Genomic DNA, 17,311 nt, shown 5'->3' with positions numbered 1-17,311 from the left:
TCAGTTACTCCTTTCTAAAAAATCCAGAAATTCTTCTTCTGACATATTTCCCTCTAAAATATCCGTAACTACCATATCTTCCGGCTCGATTCTTTCATCGTCCCGGCATTCTTCAACTGTGTTTTCCGCAGTAATATTAAGAAACTGTTTAATTTTTTCTATGTTTCCGGAAACAGCCATTGCCTGATTACATTCAAGACCGTAAATAGAATATAGTGCATTGATGCCATCAGACGCTGCCAGACTGTCTATGCCGGTTTTTTTATAGAAATCTTTTTGGGCTTCACCATTCATATGCATTCCCCCATCTTTCCATAAGGGCCAGTTAATTGAAATTGTTCTTCCGAACCGTTTTCCTTCTCTGACTAACGTATTCCTATACTTTGAATACACATCCATAAATGCATTTGCGGCTGCATAATCTGACTGTCCGATATTTCCCAAAGCCCCTGCTATTGATGAATATAAAATAAAGAAATCCAACTTCACATCGGAAGTTGAATGATCCAGATTTACTAATCCTCTGATTTTAGGTTCCAGAACTTTCTGTATTTCATTGCTGGTCTTGTTATACAATAGATTATCGTTAATAAGTCCCGCACAATGCAGAACACCATCAAGGCTTCCATAAGATTTCATTAGTTCTTTCATTAGCTTATGGACCTCATCCTGATCAGTAACATCTGTCTGCTTATAGTGGGCTTCTGCTCCTAATTTATTAAGCTGCTTCACTTTCCCCCGGATTTCATCATTGCTCTGTTTTCGCCCAACAAGAATCAGTACAGGATTTTTTACTTTCTTAGCTATTTCGTCTGCAAACAGCAATCCCAGTTTTCCGCTTCCTCCGGAAATCAAATAAATACCATGATCCTTCCATGGGATTACAGCTTTAGAAGGTAACCTGATTTCTCCCCATGACTTAACCCGCCGTTGTTCAAAATCATACCTTATTTCTTTATCAGCCGGGTTTTTGCTATCTGATACTATACTATCAATTACCTCATCAGTAACTTTATTAAAGTCCAAAAAGATGATCTGTCCCTTTAATCTCGGGTTTTCAAGTTCAACCGATTTGAGCAGGCCGCTGAAACCGGCAAATAGTTCACCAATTTCATTGGCTGGTACAAAAATTTGTATCATATTGCTTCTGTCCCTGTTATCCAGTAAAATCTGTTTTAAATTCTCAATGAGTGAATCCGTATATTCTTCATATTTATCAACAATCTCATCTTCTTTACTTTCGAATGTATAATATGTAGTAAAATCATAGGTTCTATCTATTTTATCTCTCACTTTATCTCTGGTTTCTTCTGGAATGTTACAAAAAACGCCTGTGTACTGATTGAATTTTATAATTTCCCCGGGAACCGGCTTCTTTACGCTCCAATCCGCAGTAAAGATTGATGCGCCGGAATGGCTGTATTCTCTTAATACCAATCCCTGCATTTGAACACAGATATTTCCCTCAGAATCACATAACTCTATATCAAACCTTTTTATTCCGCCATGATTATCGGGTTCAGACCGATCCCGCAGTACTGCCCACTCCACTTCCGGCTTATCATCAAAAAGCAACAGTTCTCCTAAGTTAAAAGGAACATAAGTTTTATTGCCCATTTTCTCTTCATCCATCAGAAAACCGATGGTTGCCTGTATTGCCGAATCCAATAAACTCGGATGTAAAATATATTCGTCCCTGGTTTGTTCTACGGATTTTGGAAGACTAAGTTTTGCGATTACCTCCTGCTCTGTGATATATAAGCATTCGATCCCCTGCTGTTCCTTACCATAATGATATCCTTTTTTCTTATACTCTGAATAACACTCTTCTTTTGTAATTGACTTTATGAGATTATGTGTCAGCATGTTTTCAATGTCGATTCCATGCACTTCCAAATCCTTTTTATAAGAAATATCTCCTTCACAGCAGATATGATCTCCGCTATAAATCTGATACCGTACATTTTCTTCATCATCCGGGGTTAAAGAGATTACTGCCTCTTCTGATTTTGAATTAACATAAATTGGCTTTAGCCATACAATATCCCGCATAGCCAATATCCCATCAGATTCATCATCTGACGAGTATTTAAATGCTGCCAGAGCCATCTCAAGATAAGCAACACCAGGCAATATCTTCTGTCCATGAATAACATGCGCTGTTAAGAAAAACTCTTCTCCACTAAAAACCGTTTGGAATTTTTGGGTTTTAAAATTAGAGATATTCTTATGCAGTAATGGATGGAAGGCCCCAGCAACCGGTAATTTTTCACTCGTTTTCTCCTCCTTTGGAAGCCAATAAGAACTTTCGCTGAACGGGTAGACCGGAAGACTGATTATATGAGGCGCAGATATTTGTTTATAAAAATTATTCCAATTAATGTTCAGCCCCATTACCCAGAAATTTAAAATCTTTTCAACTTTCTTCTGTTTGCTCCAAAGATCAATTACATCTTCAAATTCTTTATCATTCTGTAAAACAGAAATGATCCTTTTATTCGTTTTCGTATCACCATGAAAAATGTCTTTATTTTCTTCTCCGGACAAAAACATGCTTATTTTTTCAATCAGATCTTCTGCTGAATCAGCTGAAACAGCAAGTCTTTGCCTCATGGCCTCTCTTCCCGTCTGCAGCGTATACGCCATATTCGTAAGCTGATCGGCATCGAGCTTTTTATCTTTTATATATTCAAGCATTTGTCTTGCATATACCTTAAGCCGTTCTTCATCTCTGGCAGACAGTACGAACAGATAGTTCCCGGCTTTTGGTTCTTTCAAATATTCATGATTTATATATTCCTCAATGACAACATGGGCATTCGCACCACCGAACCCGAAAGAATTTATTCCCGCCCTTCTCGGTATAGCATTTCCCTCATTATCTTTCAACGGGACCCACTCCTTATTTGTATCCACAATATAAAATGGGCTGTCTTCCAGATGAATCAAATCATTGGTTTTATGATAGTTGATAACACCCGGAATAACCTTATGCTTCATTGCCAATAAAACTTTGAAGATTCCGGCCATACCAGATGCAAGCTCTGAATGTCCCATATTTGTTTTGACGGAACTGATTCCGCAATATGTATGATTCAAGACGGTCCCCTGTGAATCAGCCAGCTCTTTAAATGCCTTTTTTAATCCGTTTATTTCAATCGGATCTCCTAAACTGGTGCCTGTCCCGTGGGCTTCTATATAGGATATGGTACCAGGTTTCATGTCACCTTTTTTCATAGCCCGCATGATTACATCTGCCTGCGCATTTGGACTTGGTGCAGTTAAAGAATTTGTCATTCCATTATGATTAATGGCGGAACCTTTAATAACTCCATAAATATGTCTCCCCTCTTCAACAGCCTTTTTAAACGGTTTCAGTAAAATAACGCCAACGCCTTCTGCCCTTACATAACCATCAGCATCCGAGTCAAACGTTTTACACCTGCCATCTCCTGAAAGCATTCCGGCATGACTAAACGACAAATATGGACGCGGGTCACAAATTATATTTACACCGCCGGCAATGGCCATCTCACATTCATCCTGATTAAGTGACATCACTGCCTGATGTACTGCAAACAGGGAACTGGAACAGGCGGTATCAATCGTCATGCTCGGTCCAAATAAATTAAAAATATAGGAAATTCTATTTGATAATATTGACAGATAGGTACCCGTAGCTGCATAACTGTCAATATTCAAATTACTTTTCGCAATTAATTCATTATAATCATCGTTTCCGGCTCCGATAAAAACACCGGTCCTGCTTCCTGATAAATCAGAAGCTTTATAGCCGGCATCTTCAAATAAATGCCAGACCTCTTCCAGTAAAAGTCTTTGCTGAGGGTCCATCATTTCCGCCTCTCTGGGTGAAATATTAAAAAAACCGGCATCAAACCTTCTAATATTTTTCAGAAAACCTCCTCTATGATTATTGGCCTTGTATTCTCTCCAATCCCATCTATCCTTTGGAATATCTGTGATAAGATCATCATTATTTTCGATATGTCTCCAAAACTCATTCAGATCATCAGATTGCGGCATACGTCCGCTGATTCCAATAATTGCTATGTCTTTGGAACTGTAACTTTGTCCCGGTTCCGGAGAAGGTTCTTTTACCGGAACAGCAGGAAATAATTCTTCCAGGCTTTTTACCGGCCCCAAAACATCTGTTTTAGTCTTTTCTGTACTCTCTTCTTCTACATCTGGTGCAATGTACATATCTTGCCTTAAATATGCTGCTATCTCTTTTACATTTGTATACTCAAAAAGTAACGCAGCGTCAATTGCTGTACCTGATTTAAGATTTATCAATTCTGCAAAATCATTTAAAGCCACGGAATCCAGTCCGAAATCCCTCAAATCAGTTAATTCGTCTATTTCTTCAGATGAGATGTTCAGCAGACCGGATAGTATAGAAATCAACATTTCTTCTAAGCCGGTCTCCTGCCTGTCCATTGACTCTTTATCGGCAGAAGAGATTTGATCATCCATGCTTCCGGCATATTCTTTTGTTAAATAATTTCCAATTTCCTTGATTGTAGAATATTCAAATAATAATGTAGAATCAATTTCAATATCAAACGTCCTATTAATCACCTCCGCAAATTCATTAAGTGCGACCGAGTCAAGGCCAAATTCTCTAATGTTTGTATTCTCTTCCAAATCTTCCTTTTTAATGTTCAGCAGTTCTGCGAGTATATCAAGCAATTTAAATGTTATATCATTATCAATTCTTTGGGTGCTTGTTCCTTTCATTAACATATAACCTCCTTCTGACAGCCACTTCCATTGCCAACATGCAGTAATTGATTTTGAATAAGGTAACTTTCAAACTTTTTATCATCTGAAATGACAATGGTCGGTCCAATTCCATTGCATAAAATATCTATAAAAGCATTCACCCCGGCCGCTGGAAAAATAAGTCCCGTTTTTTTCTCAAAATTCCTGATTGCAGATTTATTTTTTCCCATTCCCAAATTGTCCCAGATTGTCCAGTTGATACCTATACTTATACCTGGGTATGCATTTCTCTTCCGGTAATCCATAAACGTATCCAAAACACCATTTCCATAGGCATAATCAGATTGTCCGATATTTCCAATAATTGATACGATAGAGGAAAAGGACACAAAGAATTTCAAAGGTTCCTTTCTAGTCAGCTCATTTAAATGACAGGTTCCCAATATCTTAGGATTCATTACCTCTGTAAATGCTGACCAGTCTTTGCTCATTAATAATTTATCATCGTTCTTCCCGCCGCAGTGGATAACCCCATGGATTACCCCAAACTGCTGTTTAATATTACGTATTGTTTCAGCTAATTCCTCTTCCTGAATAATATTGCACTGATAATATTTTATTATAGCTTTGTTCCTGCTTAGTTTTTCTATTTTTTCCTGCTTGCTTCTATCAATTGAAGAACTGCCGAGTATCACTAAATTAAATTGTGATATTTTACTTAAAGCATCAACAATCAAATAGCCTACGCCTCCCAGTCCTCCAATAATGAGATAGGTATCTCCATCAGCCAATTCTATCTTCTTTAAAGCATTTCCTCTTCCAGCCTGGCGTTCAATGCCATGAACATAACGTTTTCCTTTTCTATAAGCGGTACATGGTTCGCCTTCAAGGAACGATCGGTCTTCCATCAGGATCCTTGCCTTTTCCTCATTCGCAAGTGACTCAAAGTCAATGACAGACAGATTGATTTTAGGATTTTCCTGTCTTATGGTCCTTGCCAGCGCTTCTAAGCCTCCATATAAAAACCTTTTGCCTTCATCAGTTTCTTCTACTATTTTACTCCCTGTAGCAGCCACCAATATATTCAGCTTTTTTCCTATTCTTTTCAATAAGGAAGCTTTACACAAATTAAATATACTATGTATATCGAATTGAATCATTTTTCTTATTGAAACAGACGTATCAGAATCATTCCCCGAATCCCATAAATAAAATAAATCATATTCCTTCTCCGGATTTTTAAAACTATCAAGCATAGTTAAAAAATCCCTTTCCTCTTCCGGATTTATTATGAATTTATTTTCTTTTCTTGAAAATTCTTTTCCCATTATTACAAAGAATATTTCTTCATACCTCTCATGCAGAACACTGTATATACGTCCCTCATCCGCTTCCGGAATAAATGCCACAGCGATTCTCTCACGGCTCACCTTTGCCTCAATTTTTCCTCTTTGTTCCAGCCAGGTCAGTTCATAATTTATAAGCCGGTCTCCTGTATTTGAATCTCTACTCTTACTTAAAAGGAAATTATCCGGGCATTCTTTCAGGCAAATGTCTTTTAACCAAAGTATATGCCTGCCATTATTATCATAAACATCCAAGGAGGCAAAAAGATCTCCATTAACCCGTCTTACATTATTTTTGTTTATGGTTACATAACAACTGCCGCGTAAACTTCCAAGGAATTTAAGTTCTTTTATTTTAAATGGTATGTATATTTTCCCTGTGTTTTCTATTTCCCCCTCAAAAAACCCCGTACCCAATACGGATTGAAACACGCCATCCAGCAATGCAGCACCGATTTTCTCATTTTTTTCAGAAATCACTTCATCAATCTGGAAGATATACCCCTGATTGATCTTCCAGATTTTATGAATAACCTTCAGGCTTTCCCCATACTTATATCCCATATTGTACAAAAAATCATACATTTTTTCGGAATTCATGGACGGATAGCTCTCAATATTACTGAAATCTATGGATGGATCGGAAACATTTTCTTCCGTGTAACATTGACCTTTGCACAGGACTTCATTTGATGAATTCACTGTAAAATTACTGTCTTCCATCTTTACTATCAGCTCTTTTTCATTTTCTACGATACATGGCCTCAAAAATACTACATGCCTTAATGTATTCACAGCCAGACCATAATAATCGTTCATCTGATTTATGGAAAACTGCAGGAAGGAAGCACCTGGTATTAAATTTTTATTAATTATCACGTGATCGCGGATAATCACATCTTCTATTAAAAATTTTCTTTCCGGCACCATGGGAATCTTATGCTGCACAGGCTGATTCTGTATCAAAAATGGTTTTTCATCGAATTCATACACAGGAAGAGGTACTTTATAAAAACTACTTTCTTCATATAGGCTCTTTATGGCAACATCAAATCCGCTATTCCAAATATGTAATAAAATATTGGTAAACATATTCTTTAAATTAATTGCCAACCGGCTGTCATTGTAATTTGGACCGATATGAATAAGTGCCTCATCATCAGATCCTATATACTCCGGTTCTGAAGCCTTAAGGCCCATTATCCACTCTTCCTTATTCTCTATTTCCTCCATTTTTTCTATGCGGCCTATAACAGCTGTTGTTTCCCTATTACTAATTTCTTTTGCTGCCTCCTCGAGCAGGCAGTCCTCATCAGCGGTAATCAGACTTACAACATTTTCCCGCGTAATTATTCCATTTTCATACAGCTTCAATAGTACATTGAACTCTTCACTGCTCTCAATAACATCACTTTTTAAATCCCATTTATGATTTAACCGGCGCATGGAACTAATTAAAATAAATAAAATCAAATATACTTCTCTTGATTGGTTCATCGGCTCATTTTCAATAAGAACCGACTCTATCTTATCAAAATCCGTTTTGGAAACTGACGCTCTCCATTCCTCAACTAACTTTTTATATGTATAAATATATCTGTATACTTTTTTAGCCTTTAAGATGAATTTTTGAATACTGTTTATATCCACTTTGATATTGTCTCTTATCCTTTTAAGAAATGACACTTCCAATTTATTTGGTTTTATTTTCTCTCTCCTGTAACTATCATAGAGATCAATACCCGGTCTTAATAATACGAACTCATCAAATGTCTTTTTTCCCAGTAAAAATTTTACAACATCTTCTTTTTTTATCACCTCTGTATATGCTAACATGGGCAATGTACCTTCCCCGGCACAAATAGCAGTTGAAAATCTTACTCCAACTGTTTCTAATGTTTTTATAAATGAATAGATAATCATAAAGGAATAGAGTTCTCTATGTTTCTCTTGCCAAATATCTTCAAATAGTCCTTCCCATTCCTGCGTACTGACCAGCTTTTCAAAATCATTCACTATGAACCGAAATTCAGTTTGTGTCTGATACAAATCTTTGACTTCTAAAAAACCGCATAGCTTAAGTGTCCCGATCTGTAAGATCAAACTACGAAAGCTATGCGGCAAAGCACCGCTGGCAGCAACGCCCAATTTATTAATCAAATCATCCTTATCCTTTATCTTTAGCCCCACTCTGTATTCAAAATCAGAACGGCTCAATGCAGTGGTCCCGCATATATCTTGTATGTTTAACTGATCAAATTCTGGTGTTCCTGTAAATTCCTTCCATTTCTCAAGCAACGCATGCAGACTATTCTGGGATTTTGCGGACAGCGTAAATACATAATACTGGCAGGAGCGGTTCTCTTTTCTCTCTTCTAAGTATTCTTCCATCAAAATATGACCGCCTGCACCGCCAAAACCATAGGAACTGACGCCTGCACGCAATGGTCCTTCATCGTTAACCGGTTTCCAATCTGTACATTCCGCTGCCACTTCAAACGGAGAATCACTGAAATTTATAATTGGATTAATCTGATGTATATTCAGAGTCTTCGGTATTTTACGCGCCTTCATCATTAATACTGTCTTTATTACACCTGCCATTCCAGAGGTTCCCTCAAGATGCCCAATATTGGTCTTAACTGAACCAATCTTACAAAATTGCCTTTTACTTGTATATACCCGGAATGCCTGACTCAATGCCTCCACTTCAATCGGATCTCCCAAAGCAGTTCCCGTTCCGTGTGCTTCAATATAACTAACCGTTTCTGGTGAAAAACCGCAATGGTCATAAGCAGATAATATCATATCCCTCTGCTCACTCATTTTGGGCGCGGTAATCGAAATACTTCCCCCGATTTGGCAGACTCTTGACGCTTTCATAACTGCATGGATATGATTCTTTTGATTAAGCGCATCCGGAAGCCGCTGTAAAAGCAGAACACCGACCCCTTCACCGGGAACGAAACCATTTGCCGTCGCATCGAAAGTTTTGCATTTTCCATCGGGGCTCAGCAGCCTGGCCTTAGAATAAGAAATATACCTGCCATGATGCAGGATAAAATTCGCACTGCCAACTAAGGCGAAGTCACATTCACCATTTATTAATGCCCGGTACCCTGTATCCAAAGCCACCAAGGAAGATGCGCACGCTGCATCGATTGACATACTGGGTCCTTTAAGACCAAAACAATAGGATATTCTATTGGCAGAAATACTTGCTGCGTTTCCCAAATTTGAATAACTGTCAATTTCATTGGAATCAGCATAGGCCCTGTGTCCATAATCATTTTGAGATACATTCGTATAAACGGCCGTTCTTCCTTCCTGTAACCGCTTCAATCCAACACCGGCATCCTCTATGCACTGCCAGGAAGCTTCGAGTAATTGTCTTTGATTAGGATCCATTACCATAGCTTCCCTGGGTGATATTCTAAAAAATTGATTATCGAAATATTCCATCCTCTCCACCCGGCCGCACCATTTGCTTATGCTTTTATTTTCACACTGATCCGGCGAATAGTAACGTTCAATATCCCATCTTTGTTTATTAACCTCGGAAATACAGTCCATGCCACGGATTAAATTATCCCAAAATTCTCTGTAATTATCTGCCTGCGGAAAATGGCACGCCATTCCGATTACCGCTATACCACCTGCTATATTTTTTTTATTATCGGCCTGCTTCTCAATCATAGATCTACTCCTTAATATCAATCGCGCAGAAAATAAAAAGGCCATTGATTCAGCCTTTTTATTTATAAACTATATTTTACATTTTTTAGTAAAACGCTTGTATTAATACCGCCAAAACCAAATGAATTACTCAATGCCATCTTGATTTCCACCGGAATCATGGATTTTCCCGCTAATTTTAAATTCCCGTCAATGGGGTTATCTAAGTTTATATTCGGATGGACGAACCCCGCCTCCATTTGAATAATAGAAGCAATTGCTTCTATTATTCCGGCAGAATATAGACAGTGCCCAGTAATTCCTTTTGTTGAATTAATCCAAATATCACAGGCATGTTCTTTAAAAACTTTTCTGATTGCATTCAGTTCTGTCTCATCCCCTAACGGTGAGGAAGTGCCGTGAGCGTTGATATAGTTGATTTCCCCAAAATCTGTTCCGGTTTCATAAAGGACCCTCTGAATCACCTGTATTTCTCCCACCTCATTTGGATTGCTGGAATGATTGCCATCTAATTGCATGACCCCGCCCAGGATTTCAGCAACCGGTCTGCAGCCTCTGGCATTTACAGATTTTTCATTCTCTAATATTAAACAGCCGGCTCCCTGTCCATAGATAAACCCTTCATGATTTTCATCAAAAGGCCGGCAAGCCTGCTCTGGTTCATTGATGTATTTTTTCCCTCCCAACGCACCGATATTATAAAAGGTCTGAAGTTCCATATCTGTTAAATCCGCCAGTGAGCCAACTACAATACATAGGTCGGCCAGTCCTGAATCAATTAGTTGTTTGGCCTTAATAATGGCGACATTGCCACTTGCTGAAGCTCCTCCTGTCGTAAATCCTTCCCCCTTAATTCCGAACACCTCACTAATTACACCAATATGATATGTATCCATAAACTGCAGTGCTAATTGAGGCGAAAGATATTCGGGATTTATTCTTGATTTATCATAATTTTTTTGCTGTAACGAATTCGTCAGGTTATTTCCAGATACAATAATGCTCATTCGCTCGCCTGCAATTGGACTGTCAAATAAATCCGCCTGACAAAATGCTTCAAATACAGTTGCTAATGCCGCCTGTACTTGATAAGATGATTTGTAAATCAAACTCCTTGCTGACTTCTTGCTCCTTTCTGGTATATATGCGGCATTCATATATTTATCTAATCGATTATGTACGGAATCCTCATGAACTTCCCCACAAATGACATGTGAATGATTAACGGATTTATTTTGGGAATACCCTATATTGCTTGTTCCGTTTTTTAAAGCTCTTTCGAAATTCTGTACTGAATCACCTGCAGATGTTATAATTCCCATCCCTGTAACATACGTATTTACTATATTCTTTCCCATTTGTTTTTTCAAAATCCCTTCTTAGAAAACAACAGATCCACTATTTCCCCCATGTTCTTCAATTCACCGAATTCAATAAGCGGTATTTTTATATCTAATTTTTCCATCATATCAATAATAATATCCATTCTGTCCACAGAATTAGCCCCAATTTCTTTAAGGCTGTCATCTATTGACAGCTGATCCGGTTCAATGTCCGGCAATATAATACTGATACTTTCTTTCATCATTTCAAATATCATCTGCTTACTCATATTCATCCTCCTGGTCTTATTTATTCAACGTCAATTCATGAAATCTATTATTTAAGTATGATGCAGCATTATCTAATATCATCAGACCAATTTCAGCCACATGCCGGTTGGACCATGGTTCATATTCTGTACCCTTAATCCATTGATTAAAAGCCCCCAATGACGGTCCGCAATGCACCTGATAATCAACTACTGATTCTGAACTGCCTGATAAGGCGCATTCCGTACTATAGTGGAAATACCATTTAAATATTAAGGCCATCTTATATTTTGAATTTGATTCTGCTTTCTCAATTTCGCTTTTAGAATAAAAAGATTTTACTTCCTCATAAATTCTATCGAAGCTGCGTTTGAAATATTTTTCCTGCAATTGGGTTTTTGTTTTATTATCAATTTCGTCAATCGAATCATACTGTTTGTAAAGATCAAATAATTTATTTGCTCTTGCTGGAAAAAACAAGCCTTTTTTTAACACTTGAACACGGGCACCAAACTCAAACATATCTCCTGCCGGGGCATAATCCGTATCCTGTACATTCATTTTTTGCAGCAGATCCTTTACCTGACTGCTTGTACCTGCTTCAACTGTACATTGGTTAATGGACCCGGTTACAATAAAATCAGCTCCTAAAATAAAAGCAGCAGCAGCAGCTTCCGGAGTTCCGATTCCTCCTGCCGCTCCGATGCAGATCTTTCTTATGTATCCGTATTTTTCTGATAGATCGTTACGAAGTTTAATAATCGCAGGCATCAGGGTATAGGCTACGCCGCAGTCCGTATGTCCGCCCGAGTCCGCTTCAACACAAACATCGTCTGCAACTGGTATGCATTTCAGCATTTCTGCTTCGCTTTCCGTTATCTTGGACTCTTCTAGTAATTTAACAATTATCCTAATTGGAGCGGGACTCATAAAGGCCTCCGCAACTTCCGGCCTGGACAGTTTTGCAATAATTCGATTGTCAGTAATAATCTTTCCATCAGGATTCTTTCTCAATCCCTTCGCTTTATATCTGACCAATGAAGAGGTAATTCCCATAAAAGCCGATGCCTCTATTACCTTAATTCCGTATTTCAAATACAAGTTAATAGTATCTTCTTCTTTTGCAGGGTTGTTTGGGTTATATAAAAAATTCAATCCATATGGCTGCCCATTGGGAAGTTCTTTTTGAATGCATTGAATATCAGTTTCAATATCATCCAGACTTATTCCTCCTGTTCCCAAAAAGCCCATCATGCCGGCTCTTCCCATACTGATTACAAGTTCTTTTGATGCAACGCCTCTATACATTGCACCTGCAATATATGGATATTTCAAGTTATATTTGTTCTTAAATTCCTCACTGCCTAAAGAATATTTTGTAAACTTTTCTTCCATTATCAGGGGTTCTGTTTCCGCTGCTATATGGCGTATTAAACCGGTCAACGTTCTTCCAATTCCAATCTCCTCAAATTGAACCTCTCCTTTCCCCAATAAAAAACGAATGCTGTCTGTCCAACGCACAGAATTGGAAATCTGCTTGACCAAAATATCCTTAATATCTGCATTTGTATAAGGTCTTGCATATACATTTGAAATAACAGGAATGTTTATGTTATCAAAAACGAACTCTTCCAGGAATTGTTTGAATTGATTTCCTGCTTCCTCCATATACCTTGAATGGAACGCACCGCTGACATTTAGTATGGTAAAGTATTTCACATCAGGATCATGTTCAAATACTTCTTTTGCCTGTACAATACTTTCTTTCGGTCCGGAGATTACAATTTGTGTCGGACTATTATAATTGGCAATATCTATGCTGTTCAAATTATTAGCGGCTAATAAATCTTTAAGCTGTTTTTCATCTAAACCTATAACTGCTGCCATCCCGCCTCCGGAGGCATGTCCCATCAATTCTCCTCTTTTTTTCACTAATTTTAACCCGGTTTCAAAGTCAAAAGCGCCTGCTGCAAAAAGAGCATTATATTCACCCAAGCTATGCCCGGCAACATAATCGGGCCTTATTCCAGCATCATGAATCTTTTTTAAGTATGACAAAACATTAACTATATATATTGCCGGCTGAGTATATTCGGTCAATCCCAATTTTGAGCAGGGATCCTCTAAACATAATTCCCGAATAGAATATCCTAATATATTATCAGCTTTCTCTACAATGTCCGGGAATTCATCAAACAAATCTTTTCCCATACCCTTGTATTGCGCCCCCTGTCCTGGAAATACATAAGCTATCATAAAATTTTCCTTCTTTCTTAATTATAGATTTGTTTTACTGGCATCCATATTCAAGGATACAATCAGTTTCTTAGGATACGTTAGTGAACATATATTATTTTCCAATACATATACTCTTGTTTCAAATTGATTGAAATTTGCATATAATACTCTGTAACAATCTTTGGTTTTCTCAATTGACTTTATTCTGAAAATTTCCAATGGGATAGTAAAACCGGTTTTTAAGCATTTAGACAAGGATTCCTTGGAAGTCCAAAGGATCAGGCAGCCCAGAGTTTCTGAACAATCCAGTTTTTTAACAGCTTCTATTTCAGATTGCTCTGCAAAATGAATCAAAATATTACTAATATCTCTATTTTTATCTTCTATATCAATTCCAAATACTAACTCTTCGTCAAATACAATAGATGCGGCACAGCTATCACAATGTGATATACTTCCTGAAATGTTGCTCCGGCCTTTTACTGTTATGACCGGCTGGCCTAAAATACCGTTACTGACAGATATATCTTTCAGCTTACGATCCATGCAAAACAGTGAACTCGCTATTTTTAAAGAAATACGTCCATTTATAAAACTTTCCAACCTCTTTTTACTTTTGATCGTATTGATATATTCCAACTCTTCAGGGCTTAAATATTGAAATAAATCACCCACTCCTGAACTTGGGATAGTGGTTAAATTAACAAAAAAAGCATAATGCTTTTTATCATCATAACATTTTCCACAATAGTTCATAAAGTTCACCTCCTTTTGCATATTTCGTTTTTTTGGTTGAAAAGACATAGCTTCGCCATGAAGCCTCCTGTCCATTGGTTTTCAATACACAGAACCCTTTTCTATCAGTTTGTATTCCATTTAAATATTAACTAGCCGAAACATAGATTAATATTTATACTCCTTATTGTACCTGTCCACAGCCTTACCCATGAATTTTTCTGTATAATCACCACTTAAAAATTCATCTTTTTTAAGTATGTACTTAAGAAATTCTACATTTGTTTTTATTCCTTCTATTTCAGTTTCTTCAAGACTTACCAGCATTTTTTTTACTGCTTGCTCTTTATTGGAAGCCCGGCAGGATATTTTTGCAATCAGAGAATCATAATAAGGGGTTACTTTATTACCGCAGCCATAACCATTATCCACTCTTACATCCAATCCCCCCGGCATATTCCATTTTGTAATTTTACCTAAAGACGGGAAACCTCCTTGAGTCATATTTTCTGCAAGAATTCTGCATTGTAATGCATATCCGTCAAACTTTATATCACGTTGACTTAGTTCTAATTTACAACCCTCAAAAATTTTAATTTGCTCTTTTACTATATCAATTCCAGTTATTAACTCTGTAATAGTATGCTCAACCTGAAGTCTGGTATTTATTTCCATAAAATAATATTTTTCATTATTCTGAACCAAAAACTCCACAGTCCCAGGTCCCACATAATGGATATACTTCGCAATCTTCAATGCATCATCATATATTCTCTGGCGTAAATCTTCACTGATATTTTGGCATCTCGCCTCCTCAATAACTTTCTGATTGGACCGCTGGATCGTACATTCTCTGTCACCCAGATGAATGATATTTCCTTGTGTATCGCCTAAAATCTGGACTTCAAAATGTTTGAAATTTTGGACCGCCTTCTCTACCAGCAATTCTCCATTATTAAAAGCTGTTTTGGCCTCCTTCACACATAACTCATAGCAATCACTTAGTTCTTCCTTTCTATTTACAATCCTTATTCCTTTTCCTCCGCCTCCATAAGTGGCTTTGAGTAAAATCGGATAACCAGCCTTTTCACCAAATTCTTCACACTCTTCAATATCCGCTACCGGCTCCTCGCTCCCTTCGATTATGGGAATATGGCATTCCCTGGCAATTTGCTTTGCCCTGCTTTTATTCCCCATAGCATTAATCAAATCATACCCCGGCCCGATAAATACAATATTACACTGGTTACAAAGTTCAGCAAATTCTCCGGACTCAGCCATAAAACCTATTCCAGGATGGATCGCATCCACTTTATATGCCGTTGCAGCCGATATCAGTTTATATGTATTCAAATAGGAATCCTTCGCATCCCCCAAACAAACTCTATTATCCGCCAGCCGTACATATGGTGCATCTTTATCTACATTTGAATAAACCGCAATTGTTTTTATCCCCAGTTCTTTTAAAGCCTTAATAATCCTTTGTGCAATTTCTCCGCGATTTGCTACTAAAACCTTTTCAAATTTTTTCATATTGAGTTCACCCTAATAATCATCAGTTCCTGTTCACATTCAACCAAACTGCCATCTTCGACAAGTATTTGTTCTATATCACCATCTGCCGGAGAAATAATATCATTATAGATTTTCATAGCTTCTATATTTCCTAAAACATCACCTTTTTTAACACTTGCATTTGCTTTTTTTAAATTATCAGACAACGTAAACATACCTACAAAATTTGATTTTACAGAAATCTTATTGTTATCTGCATCAACATTTTCTGCTTTCACATTTTCTTTTTCCTGTATCCTAACAGATGGTTTTTCATTTTCTTCATGTACCCCTTTTACTGTAGCATGCTGCTTTGAATTTTCCATATTAAAGGAATTGATTGCAAACGTATTATCACTTTCTTTGCTAAATATGATTTCATTGCCATCCATGGAATATTTAAAATAGCAAAGAGTAGAACTTTCAAAAATGTTTAAAATAGTTAATATTTTATTTTCATCCATATTTAGACCTCTCTTTTTTCTTATAATTATTTTATTTCAGAAATGAAATACTTTCTTCAAACCATATCTGCCGTATCCAACTTATCATTCAACATTCCAATATTTATAAATTTGATTTTCCTATCATTTTTCAGTTGTTCCCGGGATCTGCACCGCATTTGAAGGATATCCTTATAAAAAGTTTCTGCAATCCTCCCGCATAACTCTATAAATGACCCTTTTTCACTGATAATGCCATCCACAATACCGGCATTATAAATCTCGTCTGCAGTAAGTTTCAAATATTCCGATGCCAACTCTGCTTTTTGAGAATCCTTCCACAAAATACTTGCGCACCCTTCTGGTGATACCACCGAATATATTGCCTTTTCTAACATGTATACTTTATTAGCTACCCCCAATGCGAGCGCGCCTCCGCTTCCGCCTTCGCTTACGACCAGTGATATAATTGGTACTGTCAATGAAAACATTTCTTTTAAATTTCTAGCGATTGCTTCTGCCTGGCCTCTTGCCTCGGCATTAACTCCAGGATAAGCCCCTGGTGTATCAATGAAACAAATAATAGGACGGTTGAATTTTTCAGCCTGCTCCATAAGCCGCAGCGCTTTTCTATATCCTTCAGGCAAAGGCATTCCAAACTGTCTGTCCTGACTATCCGGCAAACCTTTCCCTTTATACTGGCAAATTAATGTGACAGGAATATCATTAAGATAGGTGATTCCTCCAACTATTGATTTATCATCACCAAAATAGCGGTCCCCATGTAGTTCGAAAAAATCCGTAAAGATATTTTTTACCAGATCTAAACTCTTAAATCTTTTTTCATTTCTAATGGCCTGAATATTTCTCCAGGTTGTGCTTACGTTACATATTCTTTTCTGTAATAACGATTTTTCATCTTCATCTAATTTTTTCATATATTGCCTCCAGTTCAACAAATAAT

The 17,311-nt window shown here is 37.3% G+C and carries 9 protein-coding genes; all 9 read right to left on the bottom strand.

The genetic code is table 11. The features are described from left to right. The 9 genes from V7D18_RS21505 to accA all read right to left on the bottom strand — a co-directional run bounded on the left by V7D18_RS21505 (nucleotide 1) and on the right by accA (nucleotide 17,285). Entirely contained in the window at nucleotides 1–4,758 is a 4,758-nt protein-coding gene (locus tag V7D18_RS21505) for an SDR family NAD(P)-dependent oxidoreductase (RefSeq protein ID WP_426157368.1), read from the bottom strand. Beyond that, complete coding sequence (locus tag V7D18_RS21500; RefSeq protein ID WP_426157366.1) at nucleotides 4,758–9,785, bottom strand: SDR family NAD(P)-dependent oxidoreductase; 5,028 nt, start codon at nucleotides 9,783–9,785, stop codon at nucleotides 4,758–4,760. Before V7D18_RS21500 ends, V7D18_RS21505 begins: the two co-directional genes overlap by 1 nt. Nucleotides 9,786–9,847: 62 nt before the next feature. Beyond that, nucleotides 9,848–11,155, bottom strand: coding sequence for a beta-ketoacyl synthase N-terminal-like domain-containing protein (locus tag V7D18_RS21495; RefSeq protein ID WP_426157364.1), 1,308 nt, complete (start codon nucleotides 11,153–11,155; stop codon nucleotides 9,848–9,850). Further along, complete coding sequence (locus V7D18_RS21490; RefSeq protein WP_426157362.1) at nucleotides 11,152–11,397, bottom strand: acyl carrier protein; 246 nt, start codon at nucleotides 11,395–11,397, stop codon at nucleotides 11,152–11,154. Before V7D18_RS21490 ends, V7D18_RS21495 begins: the two co-directional genes overlap by 4 nt. A gap of 16 nt (nucleotides 11,398–11,413) precedes the next feature. Further along, entirely contained in the window at nucleotides 11,414–13,633 is a 2,220-nt protein-coding gene (gene fabD, locus V7D18_RS21485; protein ID WP_426157360.1) for an ACP S-malonyltransferase, read from the bottom strand. 21 nt (nucleotides 13,634–13,654) lie between these two features. Beyond that, nucleotides 13,655–14,371 carry a 4'-phosphopantetheinyl transferase family protein gene (locus tag V7D18_RS21480; protein ID WP_426157358.1) on the bottom strand — a complete coding sequence of 239 codons (717 nt, stop codon included), beginning with the start codon at nucleotides 14,369–14,371 and terminating at the stop codon, nucleotides 13,655–13,657. Between the two features lie 147 nt (nucleotides 14,372–14,518). Beyond that, complete coding sequence (locus V7D18_RS21475; protein WP_426157356.1) at nucleotides 14,519–15,883, bottom strand: acetyl-CoA carboxylase biotin carboxylase subunit; 1,365 nt, start codon at nucleotides 15,881–15,883, stop codon at nucleotides 14,519–14,521. Further along, nucleotides 15,880–16,368, bottom strand: a complete 489-nt coding sequence (locus tag V7D18_RS21470; RefSeq protein ID WP_426157355.1) for an acetyl-CoA carboxylase biotin carboxyl carrier protein — start codon at nucleotides 16,366–16,368, stop codon at nucleotides 15,880–15,882. The genes V7D18_RS21475 and V7D18_RS21470 overlap by 4 nt, the downstream gene beginning before the upstream one ends. A 56-nt stretch (nucleotides 16,369–16,424) precedes the next feature. Then, nucleotides 16,425–17,285: an acetyl-CoA carboxylase carboxyl transferase subunit alpha gene (gene accA, locus V7D18_RS21465; protein ID WP_426157353.1), complete on the bottom strand. Its 861-nt coding sequence runs from the start codon at nucleotides 17,283–17,285 to the stop codon at nucleotides 16,425–16,427. Nucleotides 17,286–17,311 lie beyond the last annotated feature (26 nt).

The organism is Lacrimispora sp. 38-1 (assembly GCF_049890855.1).
In the GTDB taxonomy this organism is placed as follows: Bacteria; Bacillota; Clostridia; order Lachnospirales; family Lachnospiraceae; genus Lacrimispora.
Note: the sequence above shows the minus strand (reverse complement) of the source record. Positions and strands in the feature narration are given on the sequence as shown.

Bases quoted from the DNA above. Each gene is read 5' to 3' on its own strand.
- V7D18_RS21505 (WP_426157368.1), bottom strand. From the start codon at position 4,758: ATGAAAGGAACAAGCACCCAAAGAATTGATAATGATATAACATTTAAA.
- V7D18_RS21500 (WP_426157366.1), bottom strand. From the start codon at position 9,785: ATGATTGAGAAGCAGGCCGATAATAAAAAAAATATAGCAGGTGGTATA.
- V7D18_RS21490 (WP_426157362.1), bottom strand. From the start codon at position 11,397: ATGAGTAAGCAGATGATATTTGAAATGATGAAAGAAAGTATCAGTATT.
- fabD (WP_426157360.1), bottom strand. From the start codon at position 13,633: ATGATAGCTTATGTATTTCCAGGACAGGGGGCGCAATACAAGGGTATG.
- V7D18_RS21480 (WP_426157358.1), bottom strand. From the start codon at position 14,371: ATGAACTATTGTGGAAAATGTTATGATGATAAAAAGCATTATGCTTTT.
- V7D18_RS21475 (WP_426157356.1), bottom strand. From the start codon at position 15,883: ATGAAAAAATTTGAAAAGGTTTTAGTAGCAAATCGCGGAGAAATTGCA.
- V7D18_RS21470 (WP_426157355.1), bottom strand. From the start codon at position 16,368: ATGGATGAAAATAAAATATTAACTATTTTAAACATTTTTGAAAGTTCT.
- accA (WP_426157353.1), bottom strand. From the start codon at position 17,285: ATGAAAAAATTAGATGAAGATGAAAAATCGTTATTACAGAAAAGAATA.